General features: G+C 70.6%; 22 protein-coding genes. 7 read left to right on the plus strand and 15 right to left on the minus strand.

Annotation, left to right across the window (positions count from 1 at the left end):
• Positions 1 to 69: 69 nt before the first annotated feature.
• From T398_RS21425 to T398_RS21475, 11 genes are all read right to left on the minus strand, one after another.
• Positions 70 to 1,674, minus strand: a complete 1,605-nt coding sequence (locus tag T398_RS21425; RefSeq protein WP_496449441.1) for an ABC-F family ATP-binding cassette domain-containing protein — start codon at positions 1,672 to 1,674, stop codon at positions 70 to 72.
• Positions 1,675 to 1,888: 214 nt separating this feature from the next.
• On the minus strand, positions 1,889 to 2,569 hold the full coding sequence (locus T398_RS21430; RefSeq protein WP_496449443.1) for an acVLRF1 family peptidyl-tRNA hydrolase: 681 nt from the start codon (positions 2,567 to 2,569) through the stop codon (positions 1,889 to 1,891).
• A gap of 41 nt (positions 2,570 to 2,610) precedes the next feature.
• The gene (locus T398_RS21435; RefSeq protein WP_496449519.1) at positions 2,611 to 3,309 is read right to left on the minus strand and encodes a LysE family transporter; all 699 of its coding nucleotides are present in this window, start codon (positions 3,307 to 3,309) and stop codon (positions 2,611 to 2,613) included.
• Between the two features lie 167 nt (positions 3,310 to 3,476).
• Positions 3,477 to 3,887 (minus strand): metal-sulfur cluster assembly factor, encoded by a 411-nt coding sequence (locus T398_RS21440; protein WP_496449445.1) that lies wholly within the window; start codon positions 3,885 to 3,887, stop codon positions 3,477 to 3,479.
• Positions 3,884 to 4,360, minus strand: a complete 477-nt coding sequence (gene sufU / locus T398_RS21445) for a Fe-S cluster assembly sulfur transfer protein SufU (RefSeq protein ID WP_496449447.1) — start codon at positions 4,358 to 4,360, stop codon at positions 3,884 to 3,886. The genes T398_RS21440 and sufU overlap by 4 nt, the downstream gene beginning before the upstream one ends.
• Entirely contained in the window at positions 4,360 to 5,664 is a 1,305-nt protein-coding gene (locus T398_RS21450) for a cysteine desulfurase (protein WP_496449449.1), read from the minus strand. Before T398_RS21450 ends, sufU begins: the two co-directional genes overlap by 1 nt.
• Before the next feature lie 25 nt (positions 5,665 to 5,689).
• Positions 5,690 to 6,463: a Fe-S cluster assembly ATPase SufC gene (gene sufC / locus T398_RS21455; protein ID WP_496449451.1), complete on the minus strand. Its 774-nt coding sequence runs from the start codon at positions 6,461 to 6,463 to the stop codon at positions 5,690 to 5,692.
• Positions 6,463 to 6,807 (minus strand): non-heme iron oxygenase ferredoxin subunit, encoded by a 345-nt coding sequence (locus tag T398_RS21460; protein WP_496449521.1) that lies wholly within the window; start codon positions 6,805 to 6,807, stop codon positions 6,463 to 6,465. The genes sufC and T398_RS21460 overlap by 1 nt, the downstream gene beginning before the upstream one ends.
• Positions 6,807 to 8,003, minus strand: a complete 1,197-nt coding sequence (sufD, locus tag T398_RS21465; RefSeq protein ID WP_496449452.1) for a Fe-S cluster assembly protein SufD — start codon at positions 8,001 to 8,003, stop codon at positions 6,807 to 6,809. The genes T398_RS21460 and sufD overlap by 1 nt, the downstream gene beginning before the upstream one ends.
• Before the next feature lie 67 nt (positions 8,004 to 8,070).
• Entirely contained in the window at positions 8,071 to 9,501 is a 1,431-nt protein-coding gene (gene sufB / locus T398_RS21470; protein ID WP_496449453.1) for a Fe-S cluster assembly protein SufB, read from the minus strand.
• A complete protein-coding gene (locus tag T398_RS21475) occupies positions 9,498 to 10,253 on the minus strand; it encodes a helix-turn-helix transcriptional regulator (protein ID WP_496449455.1) in 756 nt (251 codons plus the stop codon). Before T398_RS21475 ends, sufB begins: the two co-directional genes overlap by 4 nt.
• A 98-nt stretch (positions 10,254 to 10,351) precedes the next feature.
• Between T398_RS21475 and T398_RS21480 the strand changes: the two genes are divergently transcribed.
• Positions 10,352 to 11,332, plus strand: coding sequence for a COX15/CtaA family protein (locus T398_RS21480; RefSeq protein ID WP_496449457.1), 981 nt, complete (start codon positions 10,352 to 10,354; stop codon positions 11,330 to 11,332).
• 117 nt (positions 11,333 to 11,449) lie between these two features.
• On the opposite strand, the gene T398_RS21485 is transcribed toward T398_RS21480, so the two are convergent.
• The 3 genes from T398_RS21485 to T398_RS21495 all read right to left on the minus strand — a co-directional run bounded on the left by T398_RS21485 (position 11,450) and on the right by T398_RS21495 (position 13,934).
• A complete protein-coding gene (locus tag T398_RS21485; RefSeq protein ID WP_496449459.1) occupies positions 11,450 to 12,373 on the minus strand; it encodes an ATP-grasp domain-containing protein in 924 nt (307 codons plus the stop codon).
• A 10-nt stretch (positions 12,374 to 12,383) separates the two neighbouring features.
• The gene (locus T398_RS21490) at positions 12,384 to 12,719 is read right to left on the minus strand and encodes a hypothetical protein (RefSeq protein WP_496449460.1); all 336 of its coding nucleotides are present in this window, start codon (positions 12,717 to 12,719) and stop codon (positions 12,384 to 12,386) included.
• Between the two features lie 252 nt (positions 12,720 to 12,971).
• Complete coding sequence (locus T398_RS21495) at positions 12,972 to 13,934, minus strand: heme o synthase (RefSeq protein ID WP_496449461.1); 963 nt, start codon at positions 13,932 to 13,934, stop codon at positions 12,972 to 12,974.
• Between the two features lie 257 nt (positions 13,935 to 14,191).
• Between T398_RS21495 and tkt the strand changes: the two genes are divergently transcribed.
• Genes tkt through pgl form a run of 6 tightly spaced genes read left to right on the plus strand, consistent with a single transcriptional unit; the run spans position 14,192 to position 22,549 of the window.
• Entirely contained in the window at positions 14,192 to 16,330 is a 2,139-nt protein-coding gene (gene tkt / locus T398_RS21500; protein WP_496449463.1) for a transketolase, read from the plus strand.
• 15 nt (positions 16,331 to 16,345) lie between these two features.
• A complete protein-coding gene (tal, locus tag T398_RS21505) occupies positions 16,346 to 17,524 on the plus strand; it encodes a transaldolase (protein WP_496449464.1) in 1,179 nt (392 codons plus the stop codon).
• A complete protein-coding gene (locus T398_RS21510) occupies positions 17,521 to 19,185 on the plus strand; it encodes a phosphoglucose isomerase-related protein (RefSeq protein ID WP_496449466.1) in 1,665 nt (554 codons plus the stop codon). Before tal ends, T398_RS21510 begins: the two co-directional genes overlap by 4 nt.
• Positions 19,186 to 19,216: 31 nt before the next feature.
• Complete coding sequence (zwf, locus tag T398_RS21515; RefSeq protein ID WP_496449468.1) at positions 19,217 to 20,734, plus strand: glucose-6-phosphate dehydrogenase; 1,518 nt, start codon at positions 19,217 to 19,219, stop codon at positions 20,732 to 20,734.
• A 34-nt stretch (positions 20,735 to 20,768) separates the two neighbouring features.
• Positions 20,769 to 21,782, plus strand: a complete 1,014-nt coding sequence (locus T398_RS21520; RefSeq protein ID WP_496449470.1) for a glucose-6-phosphate dehydrogenase assembly protein OpcA — start codon at positions 20,769 to 20,771, stop codon at positions 21,780 to 21,782.
• Entirely contained in the window at positions 21,779 to 22,549 is a 771-nt protein-coding gene (gene pgl / locus T398_RS21525; RefSeq protein WP_496449472.1) for a 6-phosphogluconolactonase, read from the plus strand. The genes T398_RS21520 and pgl overlap by 4 nt, the downstream gene beginning before the upstream one ends.
• 137 nt (positions 22,550 to 22,686) lie before the next feature.
• Here the strand turns inward: pgl and secG are convergent, their stop codons facing one another.
• Complete coding sequence (gene secG / locus T398_RS21530; RefSeq protein WP_018216261.1) at positions 22,687 to 22,947, minus strand: preprotein translocase subunit SecG; 261 nt, start codon at positions 22,945 to 22,947, stop codon at positions 22,687 to 22,689.
• Positions 22,948 to 23,016: the final 69 nt, after the last annotated feature.

Below are 23,016 nucleotides of genomic sequence, written 5' to 3' on the forward strand. Positions count from 1 at the left end.
ACTATTCGCCAACCGACACGCTATGTAATGTCGGCTTCCCGATAGGACCGAACCGGGGCCCACGATCGGTCAGGCCAGCTCGACCAGCTCCAGGAGGTCGTCGCTCCAGGCGTCCTCGTCCCCGTCGGGCAACAGGATGGCCCGATCCGGCTTGAGCGCGGTCACCGCGCCCGGATCGTGGGTGACCAGCACAATCGCACCGGGGTAGCGGGCGATGGCGTCCAGCACCTGCTCCCGGCTGACCGGGTCGAGGTTGTTCGTCGGCTCGTCCAGCAGCAACACGTTCGCACCGGAGCAGACCAGCGTAGCCAGGGCCAGCCGAGTCTTCTCCCCGCCGGAGAGCACCCCGGCGGGTTTCTCCACGTCCTCCCCGGAGAAGAGGAACGCACCGAGGATCCGGCGCAGATCGGTGTCACTCTGCTCCGGCGCGGCGCTGCGCATGTGTTCCAGGATCGTCCGCTGGACGTCCAGGGTCTCGTGCTCCTGGGCGTAGTAGCCCAGCCGGAGGCCGTGTCCGGGCCGCACCTCGCCGGTGTCCGGTTCCAGCAGGCCACCGAGGATCCGCAGCAGGGTGGTCTTGCCGGCGCCGTTGAGGCCGAGGATCGCCACCCGGGAGCCGCGATCGACCGCGACATCCACATCGGTAAAGATCTCCAACGACCCGTACGACTTCGACAGTTCACTCGCGGTCAGCGGGGTACGGCCGCACGCCGCAGGCGTGGGGAAGCGCACCTTCGCCACCTTGTCGGAAACTCGCACCTCATCCAAACCGGAGAGCAGCCGCTGGGCCCGCCGGGCCATGTTCTGGGCGGCGACGGTCTTGGTGGCCTTGGCCCGCATCTTGTCCGCCTGCGCCATCAGCGCACCGGCCTTCTTCTCCGCGTTGGCCCGCTCCCGGCGGCGACGCCGCTCGTCGGTCTCCCGCGCCTCCAGGTACGCCTTCCACCCCAGGTTGTAGACGTCAACCACCGAACGGGTGGCGTCGAGGAACCAGACCTTGTTGACCACCGCCTCCAGCAGAGCGGCGTCGTGGGAGATCACGATCAGGCCGCCCTTGTGGTTGGCGAGGAACCCGCGCAGCCAGGTGATCGAGTCAGCGTCCAGGTGGTTGGTCGGCTCGTCCAGCAGCAGAATGCCGCCACCGTTCTCGCCCGCGTCGCGGAACAGGATCCGCGCCAGTTCGATCCGGCGGCGCTGGCCACCGGAGAGAGTGCCGATGGTCTGGGCCAGCGCGCGGTCGGGGAGCCCGAGGTTGGCGCAGATGCGGGCCGCCTCCGCCTCCGCCGCGTATCCGCCGAGTGAGGCGAACTGGTCCTCCAGCGCGCCGTAGCGGCGGACCAACTTGTCCTCCGGCGCCTCAGCGAGCTTCGCCTCCAGCTCGGCCATCCCGGCCATCAGCTGGTCGAGCCCGCGCGCGGAGAGGACCCGGTCCCGTCCGGTCACGTCGAGATCGCCGGTGCGTGGGTCCTGCGGCAGGTAGCCGATGTTGCTGCGACGGTCGAGCTGACCGGCGTACGGCTGCCCCTCTCCGGCCAGCACCTTCAGCGTCGTGGTCTTGCCGGCGCCGTTGCGGCCGACCAGGCCGATCCGGTCCCCGGGCTGCACCCGCAGCGTGGTGTCGGAGAGCAGGATTCGGGAGCCGGCGCGGAGCTCCAGGCCGGTGGCAGTGATCATGTCGGAAGACTCGCTCTCGGGGTGGAGGGCTGACTCAGGGCACGCGAAAGCACCGGCGGGCCGGAGGACCGTCGGTGCGGGGCGGTTCAGCCTTCGCAGAGCAGCACGCGCCAATTGTACCGGGACAACCCTCACCCGGTCCTGCGGATTACCCGCCAAGATCACTGACCGGACCCGGCCGACCGCCCGCCGTGGGCCGGGTCCGGTCAACCGGTCAGGTGGCGGATCCGGCATTGCCCGCGGCCCCCACCTCGGGATCACGAACGAGGATGTGGACGGCTCGGGCGGCGGGAATGGCGTCGAGCAGCACGGCGCGGCGGGGCTCCGGCACCGTAAGGAGGCGCTCGGCCCGCAGCCCGACCAGCGGAGCCAACCGACGATCCGCGAGCACCGCGTCAACCGTCCGCCGGTCCCCACCACAGACCAGGGCGGTAAGCGTCGGAGCCGCCGGCAGCAGCAGGCGCACGGCCAACTCGACCGCGTCCGCCACCGCCGCCTTCGCCTGATTCTCCCGCCGCCGGGCGAACCGCTGCTGCGACCAACCGCCGGCAGCCGTCCGGCCCTGCACGTAGTGCGTTTCGACCTTCGACACGACCAGCTCCGCTCCCTCGGCGACGCCGAGGGCCACCGCACCCTTACGGACGAGGAGTAGCCCGATCCGCCGGGGCCGGGACACGGCCGCCAGGAAACCGTCCAGGTCGGCCGCGCCGGGTACGCCGGGCGGGGCGTGCGCCTCGGCGGTCGCACCGTCCCGGGCGGTCAACAGCAGCCCGTAATCCTGCGGGGTGGAGACCGACGGACCATGCCGGTCGGCGAAGCCGGCAACCCAGCGCGCGACCCGGCCTGGGTCCACCTCAACCCACCGGCCGCCTCCCGCTGCGGGCCTACTACGCACACCCCGAACCTACCCCGGCGGTCCGGCTACCCGTCGTCCGGTCAGGCCGCCACGAGCATGACGACGGCGAGCGCAGCGATGATGGCGCTGGATACCAGAGCCGTGCCGAGCCGGCCACGGGGACCGGCGAGGACCCGGCCGACCATGGTGCCGCCCCCGGCGACCAGTAGCTGCCAGCTCGCCGAGGCGACGAACGCCCCCAGCACGAACGCCCCGGCGGCCGGCAGAGCCGGGGCGGCGGCGTCCTGACGGCCGAGCACGAGCGCCGCGAAATAGACGACGGTGGCGGGGTTCAACAGGGTCAACGCCAGCACCCCGGTGAACGCCCGTGGCGGCGTCTCCAGGCCCCAGCGGCCCGCGAACGGTCGGCTGCCGGCGTCCGGTCCGCCAGATCCGGATGTGGTGTCGGTGTCGGGGCCGGAGCCGGGGCCAGCGACCGAACCCGACCGGACGGAGCGCAGGGCCCGCACCGCGGTGTGGGTCGCCAAGGCGAGCAGGATCACCGCGGCGACCACCCGCAGCGGACCGGCGACCGGGGTGAGCACCGTGACCAGGGCCGCCCCGCCGAGGGCGGCGACGGCAGCGTACAGTCCGTCGGCCGTGGCAACCCCGAGGGCCGCGGCGGCTCCCACCCGGAACGAGGTCCGCGCGGCCAGCCCCATGACGAGTACCGCGATGGCGCCGACGGGGATGGCCACCCCGAATCCCGCGACCAGCCCAGCCAGAAACACCCCGGTCATGGTCGCGGGCAACAGGCCGAGCCGGCGCCGGGCAGCTGAGTTCGCTGTCGGCACCCGGCCTCGGCTACGCGGACCAGAAACGGCAACAGGTACGGCTCGATCATGCCGTCATCCTGCGCCGTCCCCGCGCCCGCGGCTACCGGTTTTATCCGATGGACGCCGTGGCGTCAGACGTTGAAGCCCAGCGCCCGAAGCTGCTCGCGCCCCTCGTCGGTGATCTTGTCCGGGCCCCACGGCGGAAGCCACACCCAGTTAATCCGCATCTCGTTGACCAAGCCGCCCCCCGGACCGGTGGTCAGGGCCGACCGCGCCTGGTCCTCGATGACGTCGGTCAGCGGGCAGGCCGCCGAGGTGAGCGTCATGTCCAGCGTGGCGACATTGTCGTCGTCAACGTGGACGCCGTACAGCAGGCCCAGGTCGACCACGTTGATGCCCAGCTCGGGGTCGACGACATCCTTCATCGCCTCCTCGACGTCGGCGACGGCGGCCTTGCCGGCCTTCGCGGCCGGCACGCCCGCCGCACCGGTCGCGCCGTCGCCGGCGGCCGGCGTGGCCTCGGTGGCAGTGTCCTCGCTCATCCCTGAACCTCCGTCGGACTCGTGTCCACACCGGCGCGTGCCGCGGCGTCCTTGAACGCCATCCACGGCAACAGCGCGCACTTCACCCGGGCGGGGTAGCGGGCGACGCCCGCGAACGCCACCCCGTCCCCGAGTACCTCCTCGTCCGGCGTGACCTCGCCCCGGCCGGACATCAACTCCACAAACGCCGCGTGCACCGCGAACACCTCGGCGACCGGACGACCGGCGAGTAGCTCGTGCAGCACACTCGCCGAGGCCTGGCTGATAGAGCAGCCGTACCCGTCGTACGAGACGTCGTGCAGCACCGCACCGTCGGTGGCGACCCGGACGGTGACCTCGTCCCCGCAGGTCGGGTTGACGTGGTGCGCCTCGGCGACGGAAGCCGCCGGGTCGTCCGCGTCCCGCAGCCCTCGGCCGTGCGGGTGCTTGTAGTGGTCCAGGATGATCTCCTGGTAGAGCTGGTCAACCTGCATCAGGCGAACACCTTCCGCACCTGTTCCAGCCCCGCCACCAGGGCGTCGATCTCCTCCGTGGTGGTGTAGAGGTAGAACGAGGCCCGGGTCATGGCCGGCACCCCGAACCGGGTGCAGACCGGGCGGGCACAGTGGTGACCGACTCGCACCTGCACGCCCAGCGAGTCGAGCACCTGCCCGACGTCGTGCGGGTGAATGTCACCCAGCGCGAACGAGATCGTCCCGCCCCGGCCCACCGGAACGTTCGGCCCGAAAATCCGCAGCTCGGGCACCGTCGCCAAGGCGTCCAGGGCGTACGCGGTGAGTTGCTTCTCGTGCCACTGGATGGCCCGCATGCCGACCCCGGAGAGGTAATCCACCGCCGCGCCCAGCGCGACCGCCTCGGCGATCGGCGGGGTGCCCGCCTCGAACCGGGTCGGCGGCGGGGCGAAGGTCGACCCCGACATCGCCACCGTTTCGATCATTGATCCACCGCCGAGCACCGGCGGCATCGCCGCGAGCAGCTCGGTGCGGCCCCAGAGCACCCCGATGCCGCTCGGGGCACACATCTTGTGCCCGGTGAAGACGATGAAGTCCGGGTCGTAGGCGACCACGTCCATCGGCATGTGCGGCACCGACTGCGAGCAGTCGAGCAGCAGCAGCGCGCCGACCTCCCGGACCCGCTGCGTGATCCGGGACGTGGCGTTGACGGTGCCGAGAATGTTGGACATGTGCACCAGCGAGACGATCTTCGTCCGCTCGTTGACCAGGTCCGTCAAACCCGACTCGTCCAGCCGACCGTGGTCGGTGACCGGGAACCAGCGCAGGGTGGCGCCGGTGCGCTCGCAGAGCAACTGCCAGGGCACGATGTTCGAGTGGTGCTCCATCTCGGAGATCACCACCTCGTCTCCCGGGCCCAACCGGAACCGCGGGTCGGCGTCGGGACGCAGCGACGCGTTCGAGAAGGCGTACGCCACGATGTTGATCGCCTCGGTGGAGTTCTTGGTGAACACCACCTCGTCCGGGCTCGGGGCGTTGATGAAGGCGGCGACCTTGGCTCGCGCGCCCTCGTACGCCTCGGTCGCCTCGGTGCCCAGCGTGTGCACCGAGCGCGACACGTTCGCGTTCCGCCACTCGTAGTGCTCCCGCAGCACGTCGAGCACCTGCCGCGGCTTGTGTGACGTGTTCGCGCTGTCCAGGTAGACCAGCGGGTGCCCGTTGACCTTCCGGTCCAGGATCGGGAAGTCAGCGCGCACCGCCGCCACGTCGTAGCTTGGCACGTCGCCGTACTGCGGCATCCCCGGTGGTATCGCGATGGTGGTCATCGTGACCGGCCTTTCCTTGAGGTCGTCAGGCCCGCGCCGAGCCGGCCCCGGCGACGTACCGCTCGTAACCCTCGTCCTCGAGCTTGTCGGCCAGCTCCGGGCCGCCCTCCTCGACGATCCGGCCGGCGACGAAGACGTGCACGTGGTCCGGCTTGATGTACCGCAGGATCCGGGTGTAGTGGGTGATCAGCAGCAGGCCGGTGTCGCCGGTCTCGCGGACCCGGTTGACGCCCTGGCTGACCACGCGGAGCGCGTCCACGTCGAGGCCGGAGTCGGTCTCGTCGAGGATCGCCACCTTCGGCTTGAGCAGCTCCAGCTGCACGATCTCGTGCCGCTTCTTCTCGCCGCCGGAGAAGCCCTCGTTGACGTTACGCTGGGCGAACGCCGGGTCCATCTGCAGGCGCTCCATGGAGCCCCGCAGCTCACCCGCCCAGGTGCGCAGCTTCGGCGCCGTACCGTCGATCGCGGTCTTGGCGGTGCGCAGGAAGTTCGCCACCGACACCCCGGGCACCTCGACCGGGTACTGCATGGCCAGGAAGAGGCCGGCGCGGGCCCGCTCGTCCACGGACATCGCCAGGACGTCCACGCCGTCGAGGGTCACCGAACCGCCGGTGATCTCGTACTTCGGGTGCCCGGCGACCGAGTAGGCCAGGGTGGACTTGCCGGAGCCGTTCGGGCCCATGATGGCGTGCGTCTCCCCCGACCGGACGGTCAGGTCGACACCGTGCAGGATCGGCTTGAGCTCACCCTCGGGCAGCTTGACCGACACCTGCAGGTCACGGATCTCAAGGGTGCTCATTATCGGGTCACTCCATTGCTTGGCATCGGGCGGCCGTCGGCGCCCACTGGGATGTAGATGTCGCCGTCGCGGATCTCGACGGGGTAGACGGGAACGGGTTCGGTGGCGGGTAGCCCGGTCGGCTCACCGGTGCGCAGATCGAACCGGGAACCGTGCAGCCAGCACTCCAGGGTGCAGCCCTCGACCTCCCCCTCGGAGAGGGCCACCGCGGCGTGCGAGCACTCGTCGTAGACGGCGTAGAAGGCGCCGTCCCCGCCGTGCACGATCGCGACCTTCACACCGTCCACGTCCGCACTGACCACGCTGCCCTTCGGCACGTCCTCGGCGGAGCAGATGCGGATCATCACGCACCGGCCTTCGCGGCGATGTCCCCGCTCGCGTGCGTGGGGTCGGCGAACTCGCTCCCCCCACCGGCCAGCCGGGCCTCGATCGCCGCGCCGAGACGCTCCCGCAGGGACTCGACCGGGATCTTGTTCAGCAGCTCGGCGAAGAAACCACGGACCACGAGCCGCCGCGCCTCGGCCTCCGGGATGCCCCGGGCCATCAGGTAGAACAGCTGCTCATCGTCGAACCGGCCGGTCGCGCTCGCGTGGCCGGCACCGGCGATCTCCCCGGTCTCGATCTCCAGATTGGGTACGGAGTCCGCCCGCGCGCCCTCGGTGAGCAGCAGGTTCCGGTTGATCTCGTAGGTGTCGGTGCCGGTCGCCTCGGCCCGGATCAGCACGTCGCCGACCCAGACGGTACGGGCGCTCTCGCCCTGTAGGGCGCCACGGTAACCCACGTAGCTGCGGCAGTCCGGGACCGAATGGTCCACCAGTTGCCGGTGCTCCAGGTGCTGCCCCTCGTCGGCGAAGTAGACACCGTACAGCTCGGCCTCGCCGCCCCGCTCGGTGTACTCCACGGTGGTGTACTGCCGGACCAGGTCGCCGCCGAGGCTGACCTGGACGTGCAGTACCCGGGCGGCCCGCCCCAGCCGCACCTTCAGGTGCTGCGCCTGCACCGCGTCGTCGGCCCAGTCGGCGACGGTGACCAGGGTCAACTTCGCGCCGTCGGCGACCGAGACCTCGACGTTGTCGGCGAGCGTCGCCGAACCGACGTGCTCAAGCACCAGCGTCGCCTCGGCGAACCGGCCCACCTCGACGAAGGTGTGCCCGAAGGCGAGCTCGTCGGCGCCCTCGCCGACCACCCGCAGGGTCACCGGCTCGGCCAGCACGGCCTCATCGGCGACCCGCACCAGCTGCGCCTGCGCCGCACCGCGGTACGCCAGCGCACTGATCCGGTCCACCGGGACGAGTACGCTGCCGATCCGCGGGTCGTCCTTCGCGACCGACTCGACGGTGACGGCCGCGGGCAGGTCGCCGTACTCGTGCCGGACCGCGCCCGCGCTGGCCGGCACCTCGCCGGTCAGGCCCCGCAGTCGGTTGAGTGGGGTGAAGCGCCACTCCTCCTCCAGGCCGGTGAGGGCCGAGAAGTCGGTGACATCGTATGAGCGCTGCGCCTGCGACTTGGTGCTGGGCGGCGCGGAAGCCTGGGTAGTCATCTCTTCCTTGGTTCTGTTCTGCGACGACGGTGTCAGTAACAGGGGACGGGTCGGATCCGCCACGGCCTCAGCCGACCGCGCCCTCCATCTGCAGCTCGATCAGGCGGTTGAGCTCCAGCGCGTACTCCATCGGGAGCTCCTTGGCGATCGGCTCGATGAAGCCACGGACGATCATCGCCATCGCCTCGTCCTCGCTCAGCCCTCGGCTCATCAGGTAGAAGAGCTGGTCCTCGCTGACCTTCGAGACGGTCGCCTCGTGCCCCATCGACACGTCGTCCTCGCGGATGTCGACGTACGGGTAGGTGTCCGAGCGGGAGATGGTGTCGACCAGCAACGCGTCGCACTTCACGGTGCTCTTGCTGCTGTGCGAACCCTCCAACACCTGCACCAGGCCGCGGTACGAGGTGCGGCCGCCGGCGCGGGCGATCGACTTCGAGACGATGGTGCTGCTGGTGCGCGGTGCGGCGTGCACCATCTTGGCACCGGCGTCCTGGTGCTGGCCTTCGCCGGCCATGGCCACCGAGAGCACCTCGCCCTTGGCGTGCTCACCGGTCATGAAGACCGCCGGGTACTTCATCGTGACCTTGGAACCGATGTTGCCGTCGATCCACTCCATGGTCGCGCCCTCGTGGCACACCGCGCGCTTGGTGACCAGGTTGTAGACGTTGTTCGACCAGTTCTGGATGGTGGTGTAGCGGCAGCGGGCGTTCTTCTTGACGATGATCTCCACGACGGCGCTGTGCAGCGAGTCCGAGGAGTAGATGGGGGCGGTGCAGCCCTCGACGTAGTGCACGTACGCACCCTCGTCAACAATGATCAGGGTCCGCTCGAACTGGCCCATGTTCTCCGTGTTGATCCGGAAGTAGGCCTGGAGCGGGATCTCCACGTGCACGCCCTTCGGCACGTAGATGAAGGAACCACCGGACCAGACCGCGGTGTTCAGGGCGGCGAACTTGTTGTCGCCGACCGGGATCACCGTGCCGAAGTACTCCTTGAAGAGGTCCTCGTGCTCCTTGAGCGCGGTGTCCGTGTCGAGGAAGACGACGCCCTGCTCCTCCAGGTCATCCCGGATCTTGTGGTAGACGACCTCGGACTCGTACTGCGCCGCCACCCCCGCGACCAGCCGCTGCTTCTCCGCCTCGGGGATGCCCAGCTTGTCGTAGGTGTTCTTGATGTCCTCCGGCAGCTCCTCCCAGCTGGTCGCCTGCTTCTCGGTGGAGCGCACGAAGTACTTGATGTTGTCGAAGTCGATCCCGGTGAGGTCGGCGCCCCAGGCCGGCATGGGCTTGCGATCGAACAACCGCAGCCCCTTGCGCCGCAGGTCGAGCATCCAGGCCGGCTCCGCCTTCTTGGCCGAGATGTCCCGCACGACCGCCTCGTTGAGGCCACGCTGTGCGACGGCGCCGGCCGCGTCGGGGTCGGCCCAGCCGTACTCGTAGCGACCGAGGGCGGCGAGCTGCTCCTCCTGGGTCAGGGGCTGAACGGTCTGCTCGGTCATCTATCTGTCCTCACAGTGGTGACGGTCTTACTGGACTGAACATGCCCCGGTTGGGCCGGAATGTGCGTCGTGCACACCCCATCGCCGTGCGCGATGGTCGCCAGGCGCTGCACGTGGGTGCCGACCAGACGGGAGATCACCGCGGTCTCGGCCTCGCACAGCTGGGGGAACTCGGCCGCCACATGCGCGACCGGGCAGTGATGTTGGCACAGCTGTCCCCCCGAGGCGATGGTGGAGGCGTTGGCAGCGTAGCCCTCCGCGGTCAGGGCGGCGGCGAGTGCCTCCGCGCGGGCGAGCGGGTCGTCGCCGGCGTCTTCCATGGCCGCCAGGCAGCGGGTCTCCAGGGCGGAGACCTGCTCGGCGGCGAAGGCCGCCACCGCCGCCGATCCCCCGCCCCGGGCGATCCAGCGCAGCGCGGCGGTGGCCATGTTGTCGTAGTGGTGGGTGCCGCAGCGACCGCGGGCCGCCTCGGTCAGCAGGAAGACCCTGGCCGGACGGCCACGCCCGCGGTGACCTCGGACCGCCGGATCGCGGGCGAGGACATCTCCCTCGGCGAGCATCGCGTCCAGGTGCCGTCGAATCGCGGCGGGGCTGAGCCCGAGCTCGCGCCCGAGCTGCGCGGCGGTGGTGGCACCCCGCTCCAGCAGCAGCTGGGTAACCCGGTCGCGGGTTGACGGGTCGGCGACGGCCGACCCACCGGCGAGCCCGACCGGCGCCGGCTGGTGCCCCGAGAGCCCCGCCACCTTTTTCACAACGCCAACGTTACGTAATTCGCCGGAAGCCTGCAAACTCGGGGTCCGGTGATCCAAAACACCGTTGTGGCGAAGCCGCCCGAGGGGGCACCACTACGATGCGTAGGATTTGCGCCGTGACTGTCGCCGCCCGGTTCCCGGTCTCCACCACCATGCTTCGCCGGCTGGCGTTCGCCAACATTCTCGCGAACGTGCTGATCGTCGTCACCGGCGGGGCCGTCCGGCTGACCGCCTCCGGCCTGGGCTGCCCCACCTGGCCCCGATGTACCGACACGTCGTACACCGCAACGCCGGAGATGGGCCTGCACGGGGCGATCGAGTATGGCAACCGGCTACTCACCTTCGCGGTCGGCATCGTCGCCATCGCCGTGGTGGTGGCCCTCCTGCTGCACCGACCGCGGCGACGCGGCCTGCTGCCGCTCGCGGTCGCGGTCCTGCTCGGCATCCCGGCGCAGGTCGTGATCGGTGGGATCACCGTCCTCACCAAGCTCAACCCGTGGGTGGTCGGGCTGCACTTCCTCGCCTCGATGGTCGTGATCGCCCTCGCGTACGCCCTCTGGCGGCGGATCGCGGAACCGGACGGCCCGACCGTGCCGGTGGTGCCCGGGCCGCTGCGCGCCCTCGCTGTGATCACCACCGTGGTCTGTGTGGCTGTCCTCGTGGTCGGCACCTGGGTCACCGGCAGCGGCCCACACGCCGGTGACGGTGGGGCGGCCCGCAACGGCCTCGACCCCGAACAGCTCTCCCAGGTCCACGCCGACGGCGTGTTCCTGCTGATCGGCCTCTCGGTGGCCCTGGTCTTCGCGTTCCGGGCGGTCGGCGCCGCCGGCCCCGCCCGGGCCGCGCTGGTGTTGGTCGGGGTGGAGGCCGGGCAGGGCGTGATCGGCTACGTGCAGTACTTCACCAACCTGCCGGCGCTGCTCGTCGGCGCCCACATGCTCGGCTCCTGCCTGGTGCTGCTGGCCACCCTCGCGGTGCTTCGGTCAACCCGGGAGCGCCGGCCGGAACCCGACCCCACCCCGAGCGCCACCACCGCCGGCGACACCACGACCGAGCCCTCGGTCCCCATTCCCGCCTGAGCCGTCGACCCCGGCCATTCGGACCGCCTTGGCATGGTCGCCAAACGCCAACGTGGTCGCCAAACGCCAACGTCGTCGGACGCGAACCCGCGTCCGACGACGTTGGGCGAGAATGCTTCAGGATTGGTTCTGCAGGTGGGTCAGGATGGCATCCGCGAGGCGATCCGGGGCGCCGTCGGCGTACCCGAGGAAGAGTGACGGCTCGGTCAGTTCCAGCTCGACCAGGAGCGGCATGTCGCCCTCGCCCGGGATCAGGTCGACCCGGGCGTAGAGCAGCCGCTCCGGTCCGCCCGGAACCTCGGCGAGGATCTTCTCCGCCACCGCCACCTGCTCCGGGGTCGCGGCGCGCGGGGTGACCCGCTCGGTCTTACGGGGCTCCGCCGGCCCCAGGTCCGGGCCGGTCAGCATCGCGCCCTTACGGATCGCGTGACTGAAACGCAGGCCGTCGGGGCCAGCGAGGAAGAGCAACGCGGTCTCCCCGTCGGTGTCAACGGCGGAGAGGTACGGCTGCACCATGGTCACTCGTCCGGCCGCGCCGATGCGCCGCACATGCGCCTGGGCGAGTTCCCGGTGCTCGGGGTCGGCCAGGTTGTATCGGCCGGTGTCCCAGCTGTCCGCGCTGACCGAGGGCTTGATGACGAACTGCCCACGCTCCGCGGGGAGCGACCACTGCTGCCCCGGTTCGATCCAGGAGGTGGGGACGACGGCCACTCCCGCGGCGGAGAGCTGCTCGAGGTAGCGCTTGTCGGTGTTCCAGCGGACGATGTCCGCCGGGTTGGCCAGCGCCGGCACCGTCTGCGCCCAGGCGACGAAGTCGTCCCGGCGGGCGGTGTAGTCCCACGGCGAGCGGAGGACCACGAGGTCATAGCCCGCCCAGTCAACGGCGGGATCATCCCAGATCACCGCCTCGGCGGTGACGCCACGAGCCGCGAGCGGCGCGCGGACGAGGCGGTCGTCACTCTCAAGGTCAGGAAAGGCCGCACAGGTCACGATGGCGACTCGGGGCTGCCGCCGGGCCGAGTCGGGCGAAGTGATCACCATAGCCGGGAGCCTAGCGCGCCATCGTGCGCCGGGCCATCGAGCGCCAGAGATCGTTACTCGGACGCATCTGGTCCATCAGTTCACGCTCCCAGGCGTTCTCGACGGTGACGCCCGCCGTGGCGCACGCCTGCCGCGCGACGACGGTGTCGTCGGCGAACTGGTCGCCCCAGACCCCGTCGGAGCCGACGAGGACGATGCGCGCACCACGCTTGCCGACATACTCGATGACCGCCTTCGCCCCACCATGCCCGGCGGCGAACGACTTGATGCCGGCCACCAGGCCGCTGGGGGCCGGACCGTTGGCGGCCTGCTCGGCCGTCAGCGTCGTATCGGAACGATCTGCCATGACGCGAAGCCTAAGCAGAGTTCCCCCCATGCGGGCGAGTTCGGTGAACCTTTTGTGATGCCAGTTACCCCGAAAGTGTGACCAGAAATGCCCCTTTTAGCCCGATTTACCTGCATAATTTTCGCATTAGCGGCCCGGGGATTTCCAAAACAAGAACCAGGGTGACGGATTTCCGACCAACCAGGGATTCCCGCAGGTCAATGACGGAACCCGACAAAACCCAATGCCTTCGCCCCGACCGGAGCAGGACGGTCAGATCACCGCATCCAGCGCAACCGCCGCGAAGACGACGGTCAGGTAGGTGGTGGACCAGTGGAACAGCCGCATCGGCTTGACCGCCTGCCCCCGCGCCGCCCGACGGCACAGCCGGTGCGCCTCGACGAGGAAGATGACCCCCACGACGAGGGTCGGCAGCCCGTAGACCGGCCCGATCCCAGCCCCGAGCGGCCAGGCCACCAGCGACACCAGCACCGTCAGCCAGGCGAAGATGAGAATCTCGGCGTTGACCCGCCGGGTGGACGCCACCACCGGCAGCATCGGGATGCCCGCCCGGGCATAGTCTTCCTTGTACTTCATCGCCAGCGGGTAGAAGTGCGGCATCTGCCAGAAGAAGACGACCCCGAAGAGCGCCCAGGCGGCCGGCGCGAGGGAACCGGTCACCGCGGCCCAGCCGATCAACACCGGCGCCGCCCCACAGGCCCCGCCCCAGAAGGTGTTCGCCGTGGTGGTGCGCTTGAGCCAGGCGGTGTAAACCAGGTCGTAATAGAGGATCGCGGCCAGCGTCAGCCCGGCGGCCAACGCGTTGGTGAAGACAGCCAGCAGGGTGACCGAGACCGCTGCCAGCACCAGGCCGAAGACCAATGCGTTCCGCGGCGCGACGGTGTGCGCCGGCAGCGGGCGACGCTTGGTGCGCCGCATCACCTGATCGATGTCCCGGTCGATGTAACAGTTCAGGACGCTGGCCGCGCCGGCCGCCAGCGACCCGCCGACCAACACCACCGCCATCAGCCAGAGCGACGGCAGACCGCCGTGCGCGAGCATCATCGCCGGCACGGTGGTAACCAGCAGCAGCTCCACGATCCGCGGCTTGGTCAACGCCACGTACGCCGCGACCACCGCCCGCAGGTCCCGCCGCGAGCCGACCGTCCCCTCCCCCGTCGTGCTGACCGACTGCCCGGCGGTGTCGCTGACGGGGCGCTCGGTGATCATGCTCACGGATGCCACCTTCCGGCATGGGCGGGGGAGGTCGGAATGATCGGGCCCCAATCCGGGACCATCACCGCCCCCACCCTACGCGCCGCCATAATGACCGCCCTGCTGACCCAGCAACGGTGCGGGCCGTCACACCCCGTACGCGATTAAGCGGCCGGAACCGGGAGAACAGCATGCGCGGATCCCTGGGCGGACGTTTAGGACCGCTCGATAGGGTCACCGGTGAGGGTTCCGCCCATCTGCCGAGGAGCACACCGAACGTGGCTGACAACCGACCCGAGCTTCCTACACTCAACTGGTCCGACCTCGACCGTCGGGCGGTCGACACGGTCCGCGTGCTGGCCATGGATGCCGTCGAGAAATCCGGCAACGGCCATCCCGGCACCGCGATGAGCCTGGCGCCCGCGGCCTACCTACTCTTCAACCGGGTCATGCGCCACAACCCCGCCGACCCGACCTGGCCCGGCCGAGACCGCTTCGTCCTCTCCGCCGGGCACTCCAGCCTCAGCCTCTACATCCAGCTCTACTTCTCCGGCTACCCGATGAGCCTCGCCGACCTCGAAGGGCTGCGGCAGTGGGGCTCCCTCACCCCCGGCCACCCCGAGTACGGGCACACCCCGGGAGTGGAGACGACCACCGGCCCGCTCGGGCAGGGCCTGGGCAACGCGGTCGGAATGGCGATGGCCGCCCGCCGGGAACGCGGATTGTTCGACCCCGAGCCGGCGCGCGGCACCTCGCTCTTCGACCACGACATCTGGTGCATCGCCTCCGACGGCGACATCGAGGAAGGGATCAGCCACGAGGTCAGCGCCCTCGCGGCGCACCAGCAACTGGGCAACCTCTGCGTGATCTACGACGACAACGAGATCTCGATCGAGGACGACACCCGGATCGCCAAGAGCGAGGACGTCACAGCCCGTTACAAGGCGTACGGGTGGCACGTACAGACCGTCGACTGGCGGCGCGGCGACGCCGACGCCGACGACTACCACGAGGATGTGGCCACCCTGTACCGGGCGCTCCTGGCGGCCAGGGCGGAGACCGGCCGGCCATCGTTCATCGCGCTGCGCACCATCATCGGTTGGCCGGCACCGAACAAGCGGAACACCGGCAAGATCCACGGTGCGGCGCTCGGCGCCGACGAGGTCGCGGCCACCAAGGAACTCCTCGGCTTCGACCCGGAGCGCACCTTCGAGGTCGACGAGGACGTCCTCAAGCACGCCCGCCAGGCCCTGGAACGCGGCGTCGCCGCCCAACGCGAGTGGACCGAGACCTTCTCGGCCTGGGGGCAGGCGAACCCGGAACGGCGGGCGCTCTGGGACCGGCTGGCCACCCGGACCCTGCCGGCGGACTGGACGGACGCCCTACCCACGTTCCCCGCCGACGCCAAGGGCCTCGCCACCCGCGCGGCCTCCGGCAAGGTCCTCGCCGCGCTCGCACCGGTGCTACCGGAGCTGTGGGGCGGCTCGGCCGACCTGGCGGACAGCAACAACACCACCATGAAGGGCGAGCCGTCCTTCATCCCGGCCGAGCACGCCACCAAGGACTTCCCGGGCAACGAGTACGGCCGCACGCTGCACTTCGGCATCCGTGAGCACGCGATGGCCGCCATCCTCAACGGGATCGCGCTGCACGGTGGCACCCGCCCGTACGGCGGCACCTTCCTCGTCTTCAGCGACTACATGCGCCCGTCGGTGCGGCTCGCGGCGATGATGAAACTGCCGGTGACCTACGTCTGGACGCACGACTCGATCGGCCTCGGTGAGGACGGTCCGACCCACCAGCCGGTGGAGCACCTCACCGCGCTGCGGGCGGTACCCGGACTGGACGTGGTACGCCCCGCCGACGCGAACGAGACCGCCTGGGCGTGGCGGCAGGTCCTGACGCACACCGACCGACCGGCCGCGTTGGCACTGAGCCGCCAGCCGTTGCCGACCCTGGATCGAACCGTGCTCAACGGCGCGGAAGGGGTGGCCCGCGGCGGATACGTGCTGGCCGAGGCCGGCGGCGGCAAGCCGCAGGTGATCCTCATCGGCACCGGCTCGGAGGTGCAGCTCTGCCTCACCGCCCGGGAGCGGCTGGAGGCCGACGGCACCCCCACCCGAGTCGTCTCGATGCCCTGCCAGGAGTGGTTCCGGGCCCAGGACGAGGCGTACCGGGAGTCGGTCCTACCCCGTGGGGTGCGGGCACGGGTGAGCGTGGAGGCGGGTGTCGCGATGTCCTGGCGGGCCTTCGTCGGTGACTGCGGCGAGACCATCAGCCTGGAGCACTTCGGGGCGAGCGCCCCGCACACCGTGCTCTTCGAGGAGTTCGGTTTCACCCCGGACCGGATCGTGGGTGCGGCGCACGCCGCACTGACCCGGGTCGGCGACATCACCGGTAATCCGACCGGCAACTGAGGGGAGCGCGACGGCATGACGGACAGGCTGGGTGAGCTCACCGCCGCGGGTGTGGCGGTCTGGCTCGATGACCTTTCGCGGACGCGACTCAGCTGCGGCGAGCTGGACCGGCTGCGCCGGGAGAAGCACCTGGTCGGGGTGACCACCAACCCGACGATCTTCGCCAAGGCCCTGGGCGACGCCAAGGAGTACGACTGGCAGCTACACGACCTCGCGATGCGCGGAGTGAACGTCGAGGAGGCGGTCCGCACCCTCACCGCGTACGACGTGCGCTGGGCCTGTGACGTGATGCGACCGGCGTACGAGGCGTCGGCGGGAGTGGACGGACGGGTCTCGCTGGAGGTGGACCCGCGGCTGGCGTACGAGACCGTGCAGACCGTCGCCGAGGCGCGGGCGCTCTGGTGGCTGGTGGACCGGCCGAACCTGTTCATCAAGGTCCCGGCCACCGAGGCCGGGCTGCCGGCGATCACCGCCGCCCTGGCCGAGGGGATCAGCGTGAACGTCACCCTGATCTTCGGGCTGGACCGCTACTCGGCGGTCATGGAGGCGTTCCTGACCGGCCTGGAGCAGGCGAAGGCGAACGGCCACGACCTGTCCAAGATCGGCTCGGTGGCGTCGTTCTTCGTCTCCCGGGTCGACACCGAGGTCGACCAGCGGCTGGAGAAGATCGGCTCGGAGCAGGCCAGGGCGCTGCGCGGTCGGGCCGCGATCGCCAACGCCCGGCTGGCCTACGAGCGCTACAGCCAGGTCTTCGCCTCCGACCGGTGGCAGGCCCTCGCCGACGCCGGGGCGCATCCGCAGCGACCGCTCTGGGCCTCCACCTCGACCAAGAACCCGGACTACCGGGACGTGCTCTACGTCGAGGAGCTGATCGCCCCCGGCACCGTCAACACGATGCCGGAACCGGTGATCAAAGCCTATGCCGAGCACGGCGAGACCAGCGGCGACACCGTCACCGGCGGCTACGACGAGGCACGGGAGGTCTTCGCGGGCCTGGCGGCGGCGGGGGTTGACCTAACCGACGTGATCGACACCCTGGAGCGCGAAGGGGTGGAGAAGTTCGCGGCGAGCTGGAACGAGCTGCTCGAAGGTGTCCGCCGTTCCCTCGCCGCCGCGAACCGGGGCGTCGAGCACCCCGGCGACGCCGCCACGAAGAACGCGCGGGCCCCCGAGCAGGCGGGAGGCAACGCGTGAGCGAGCTTCTCGGACCGCCCGTCGAGGCCGCTGCCGGCCTCTCGGTACGCGGGGCAGCCGCGGTTGACCAGGCCGCGGCCGCCTCCACCCGGACCGCGGTAACCGCGGCCGGTGTTCCCGGCAAACTGGCGGCGAAGGACCCCACGCTCTGGGGGCCGGAGGCCCAGGACGAGGCGCGGATCCGGCTGGGTTGGGTCGACACCCACACCCGCAGCCGGGATCTGCTTCCGCAACTCGCCGAGCTGACCTCGGAGCTGGCCGACCTGGATCACGTGGTGCTCTGCGGGATGGGCGGCTCGTCGCTGGCTCCCGAGGTGATCTCCCGGACGCTCGGCCGGCCGCTGACCATCCTGGACACCACCGATCCGGGCCAGCTCCGGGCGGCGCTCGCCGACCGCCTGGAGCGGACCGTCGTCGTGGTGGCCAGCAAGTCCGGTTCGACGGTGGAGACCGACAGCCAGCGACGCGCGTACTGGCAGGCGTTCCTCGACACGGGGATGTCCGAGGCGGAGGCCGGGCGACACTTCGTGATCGTCACCGACCCGGGTTCGCCGCTGGCGGCGACCGCTGCCGAGATGGGCGCGTTCACCGTGCTGGCCGATCCGAATGTCGGCGGGCGCTTCGCCGCGCTGACCGCGTTCGGCCTCGTTCCGACGGCGCTGGCCGGCGTCGAGGTGGCCGAGCTGCTGGACCAGGCCGGGGCTTTCGCCGGGTCGTTGGCCGGCGAGCGGGACAACCCGGCGCTGGCGCTGGGCGCCGCGCTGGGCGCCGCGGCCACCGCCGGTCGGGACAAGGTGGCGCTGGTCTCGGACGGCAGCGGAATCGACGGGCTCGGTGACTGGGCCGAGCAGTTGATCGCCGAGTCGACCGGCAAGTCCGGGAGCGGCATCCTGCCGGTCGTCGTCGAGTCGCCGACCAGCCCGGGCGCCACCGGCGAGGGCATCCTCACCATCAGCTACGGCGGGGCGCTGACCGCCGGGGAACTCAGCGGCGGGGAAGGGCCCGGCGGCACGCCGGACGTGGCGGTCAACGGGCCGTTGGGGGCCCAGTTCCTCGCTTGGGAGTACGCGGTCGCGGTCGCCGGCATGGTGCTCGGCATCGACACGTTCAACCAACCGAACGTCACCGAGAGCAAGGAGAACACCAACCGGATCCTGGCCTCGGGCGCGCCGACGGAGCAGCCGTCCTTCACTGAGGGCGCGATCGAGGTGTACGCCCCGGCGGGTGTACCGAACGACCTGGCCGGCGCAGTGCGCTGGCTGATCGACGGCGTGGATGACGACGGCTACCTCGCGGTCATGGCGTACCTCGACCGCGGAGCCGATGCCGACGCGGCCCGGCTCCGCCCCGCGTTGGCCGAGGCCCTCAGCCCGCCGGTGACCTTCGGCTGGGGCCCCCGGTTCCTGCATTCCACCGGGCAATATCACAAGGGCGGCCCACAGGTGGGTAGCTTCCTCCAGCTAACCGGTACGGTCGACGTTGATCTGCCGGTGCCCGGGAAGCCGTACAGCTTCGGAGAGTTGCAGGCGGCGCAGGCCGCGGGCGACCGGCAGGCCCTGGCTGACCGGAAGCGTCCGGTGCTGCGGCTACACCTGACCGACCGGTCGGCGGGGGTGACGCAGCTGTTGGAGGCGGCTGCCGCGCTACCCAGGCGACGATGACGGATGAAACAAGGCGGAGCGAGGAGACGGCGTGACCAACCCGTTACGCGACCTGCAGGACCGACGGCTGCCCCGCATCCCGGAACCCTGCGCTCTGGTCATTTTCGGCGTTACCGGGGACCTGGCCCGCAAAAAGTTACTACCCGCGGTGTACGACCTTGCGAACCGAGGGCTGCTGCCCCCGAGCTTCGTCGTGCTCGGCGTCGCCCGCCGGGACTGGGGTGACGGCGACTTCGAGTCCTTCGCCCAGACCGCGGCGAAGGCACACGCCCGCACTCCCTGGCGAGAGGAGGTGTGGGCGCGGCTGGCCGGCAACATCAAGTTCGTCGGCGGGTCATTCGACGAGGACGCCGCCTTTGACCAGTTGGCGGACACGTTGGACGGGCTACGCCAGTCGCATGGCATTCCCGGCAACGCCGCCTTCTACTTCGCCATCCCCCCGGCGGCCTTCCCGGTGGTGCTCAAGCAGCTCGCCCGCACCGGAATGTCGGATAACGCCAGCTCCGGCGGGTGGCGCCGAGTCGTGGTCGAGAAGCCGTTCGGGCACGATCTGCCCTCGGCGAAGGAACTCAACGACCTGGTGGACGATGTCTTCACCCGTCGGGACGTCTTCCGCATCGACCACTACCTGGGCAAGGAGACAGTCCAGAACATCCTCGCCCTGCGGTTCGCCAACAACCTGTTCGAGCCGTTGTGGAACTCGAGATACGTCGACTCGGTGCAGATCACCATGGCCGAGGAGGTGGGGATCGGCACCCGAGCCGAATTCTACGACACCGCTGGCGCCGCCCGGGACGTGCTCCAGAACCATCTCCTGCAGCTGCTCGCACTGGTGGCGATGGAGGAGCCCACCAGCTTCGCCGCCGACGAGATCCGCGCCGAGAAACTCAAGGTACTCAAGGCCATCACCCTGCCATCAGATGTGAGCCAGGGGACCGTACGCGGCCAGTACCTGCCCGGCTGGGTCGGCGGCGAACGTGCCCTCGGCTACCTGGACGAGGAGGGGGTCCCGGCGGACTCGACCACCGAGACCTACGTCGCGGTGCAGCTCGGCATCCAGAACCGCCGGTGGGCGGGGGTGCCCTTCTACATCCGCGCCGGCAAGCGGATGCCCCGCCAGGTGACCGAGGTCGCGGTCATGTTCAAGAAGGCCCCACACCTGCCGTTCAACGACGCCGATGTGAAGTCGCTGGGCAACAACCAACTCGTCATCCGGGTCCAGCCGGACGAGGGCGTGGTCCTCAAGTTCGGCTCCAAGGTGCCCGGGACCGCGATGGAGGTCCGCGACATCGCGATGGACTTCCAGTACGGCGAGGCGTTCACCGAGGCCAGCCCGAAGGCGTACGAGCGGTTGGTGCTGGACGTCCTGATCGGCGACCGCACCCTCTTCCCGGACGCCGCCGAGGTCGAGCAGAGCTGGCGGGTGGTGGACCCGCTGGAACATGCCTGGGCGGGCACGAAACCGGAGCCCTACCGATCCGGTGAGTGGGGTCCCCGCCGCACCGACGAGATGCTGGCCCAGGCGGGCCGCGCCTGGCGGCGGGCGTGACGACCGGGCGACGCGAGCGGACTGGGAGGCAGCGATGATCGGCCTGTGGGACACCACCGGCAACGAGGTGGTCAAGGCGCTCGCCGCCGAGCGGCGCAGCGCCGGCGGGGTGGCCAGTGGCATGGCACTCACCCTGATCGTGGTGGTGGACGAGAAGCGGGTCCGCGAGGCGGAGGCGGCGGCGACGATCGCCTCCGCCGCCCACCCGTGCCGGCTGCTGATCGTGGTTCGTTCCGATGTGGATCGGGATCGAAACCGGCTGGACGCGGAGATCGTCGTGGGGGGCCGGCTCGGCCCCGGTGAGGCGGTGGTGGCCCGGATGCACGGCCGGCTGGCCCTGCACGCCGAGTCGGTGGTGATGCCGCTGCTGGTGCCGGACGTACCGGTGGTGACCTGGTGGCACGCGGACCCGCCGGCCGAGATCGCCACCGACTTCCTGGGCGTGGTGGCCGACCGACGCATCACCGACGCCGCGCAGGCCGACAACCCGATCGAGGCGCTGCGGCAGCGGGCGCACGACTACGCGCCCGGAGACACCGACCTGGCCTGGACCCGGGTCACGTTGTGGCGCACCCTGGTGGCGGGCGCCTTCGACACCACCGAGGCGCGGGTCACCGCGGCGACCGTGGTGGCACCACCGACCGACCCGACGGCCGCGCTGATGCGTGGCTGGCTCGCTGCCCGGCTGGGGATCGATCCCGAGTGGCGGCACACCGACCAGCACGCCCGGATGTATGAGGTGCAATTGCGCTGCGCCAACGGCGACGAGCTGACACTGACCCGCAACGACAGCATGGCGGTGTTCCGCCGCACCGGCCAGGACGACCGTCTCCTGCCGCTGGTGCGCCGGCCCCTCGGCGACGAGCTGGCCGAGGAGCTACGCCGACTCGACGCCGACCAGGTGTACGCGGAGGCGCTCGGTGCCGCCGCGGGGCTCTCCGGGCTGGAACGCCGCCCCGCCCAACGGGTACATGTCTGGAAGGACCCGGCCCAGGCCCGGCAGGCCGAGGCGGGGATCACCGCGCACGCGGGGGTCGCACGGGCATGAGCGAGGCGAGTATCGCGGTCCACGCCGACGCCGAACTGTTGGCGCAGGCGGTGGCCGCCCGGTTACTGGTCCGGATCCTCGATGCGCAGACCGGGCGCGGTCAGGCGTCGGTGGTGTTGACCGGCGGGCGGATCGCCGCCGCCGTCTACCGAGCCTTGGCGGCGCTGCCCGCCCGCGACGCGGTCGACTGGTCCCGGGTGGACGTCTGGTGGGGCGACGAGCGGTTCCTGCCCGAGGGTGACCCGCAGCGCAACGCGACGCAGGCCCGGACGGCGCTCCTGGACGCGGTGCCGCTAGACCCGGCCCGGGTGCACCCGATGCCGGCTTCGGACGACCCGGCCGGCAGTGACCCGGAGGAGGCCGCGGCTCGGTACGCGGCGGAGCTGGCCCAGGCGGCCCGCCCCGGCACCGCCGTCCTCCCCCACTTCGACGTGCTCCTGCTGGGGGTGGGCGAGGACGGGCACGTGGCCTCGGTCTTCCCGGAGCATCCGGTGCACCACGAGAGCCGGCCGGTCAGTGCCGTCCGGGGTAGCCCGAAGCCGCCGCCGATCCGGACCACCCTGACCCTGCCGACGATCAACACCGCGGAGGAGGTGTGGCTGGTCGCCAGCGGGGCGGACAAAGCCCGCGCGGTCGGCCTGGCGCTGGCTGGTGCGGGGCCGGTGCAGCTACCGGCCGCCGGTGTGCGGGGCATCGACCGCACCCTCTGGCTGCTGGATCGCAGCGCCGCCGCCGACCTACCCGCCCGTTTCCGCAGCGTCCGCTGAGCTGCCGCCCAGCGGCGCCGTAGCGTCCGCTGCGGCGCCGCGCACGCGGCAACACCGACAGCGGGATGGGTGAAACGAAACCGCGCGCGGCTCGTCCGAAGACGAACCGCGCGCGGTGGTGACTCGACGTGCTGGGCTCAGCCGACGCTGGCCTGCTGAAGCCGCAGCCAGAGCCCAAGACCGACGATGCAGGCGAACCAGACAATGCCCACCAGAACGGTGTAGCGGTCCAGGTTCTTCTCGGCGACCGACGACCCCGCCAGGCTGGAGCTGACCCCGCCGCCGAACATGCTGGACATCCCACCGCCCTTACCCCGGTGTAGCAGGATCAGCAGGGTGAGCATGACGCTCGTAATGACCAGCAACACGATCAACGTGTACGCGAACCAGATCGGCATGGCGGGGGACAGTCCTCTCGTTGCGATCCTCGCCCGAGCAGAACGGGCACGGTGGCACCGACCGGCGGA

It is taken from the genome of Salinispora goodfellowii (assembly GCF_059570675.1).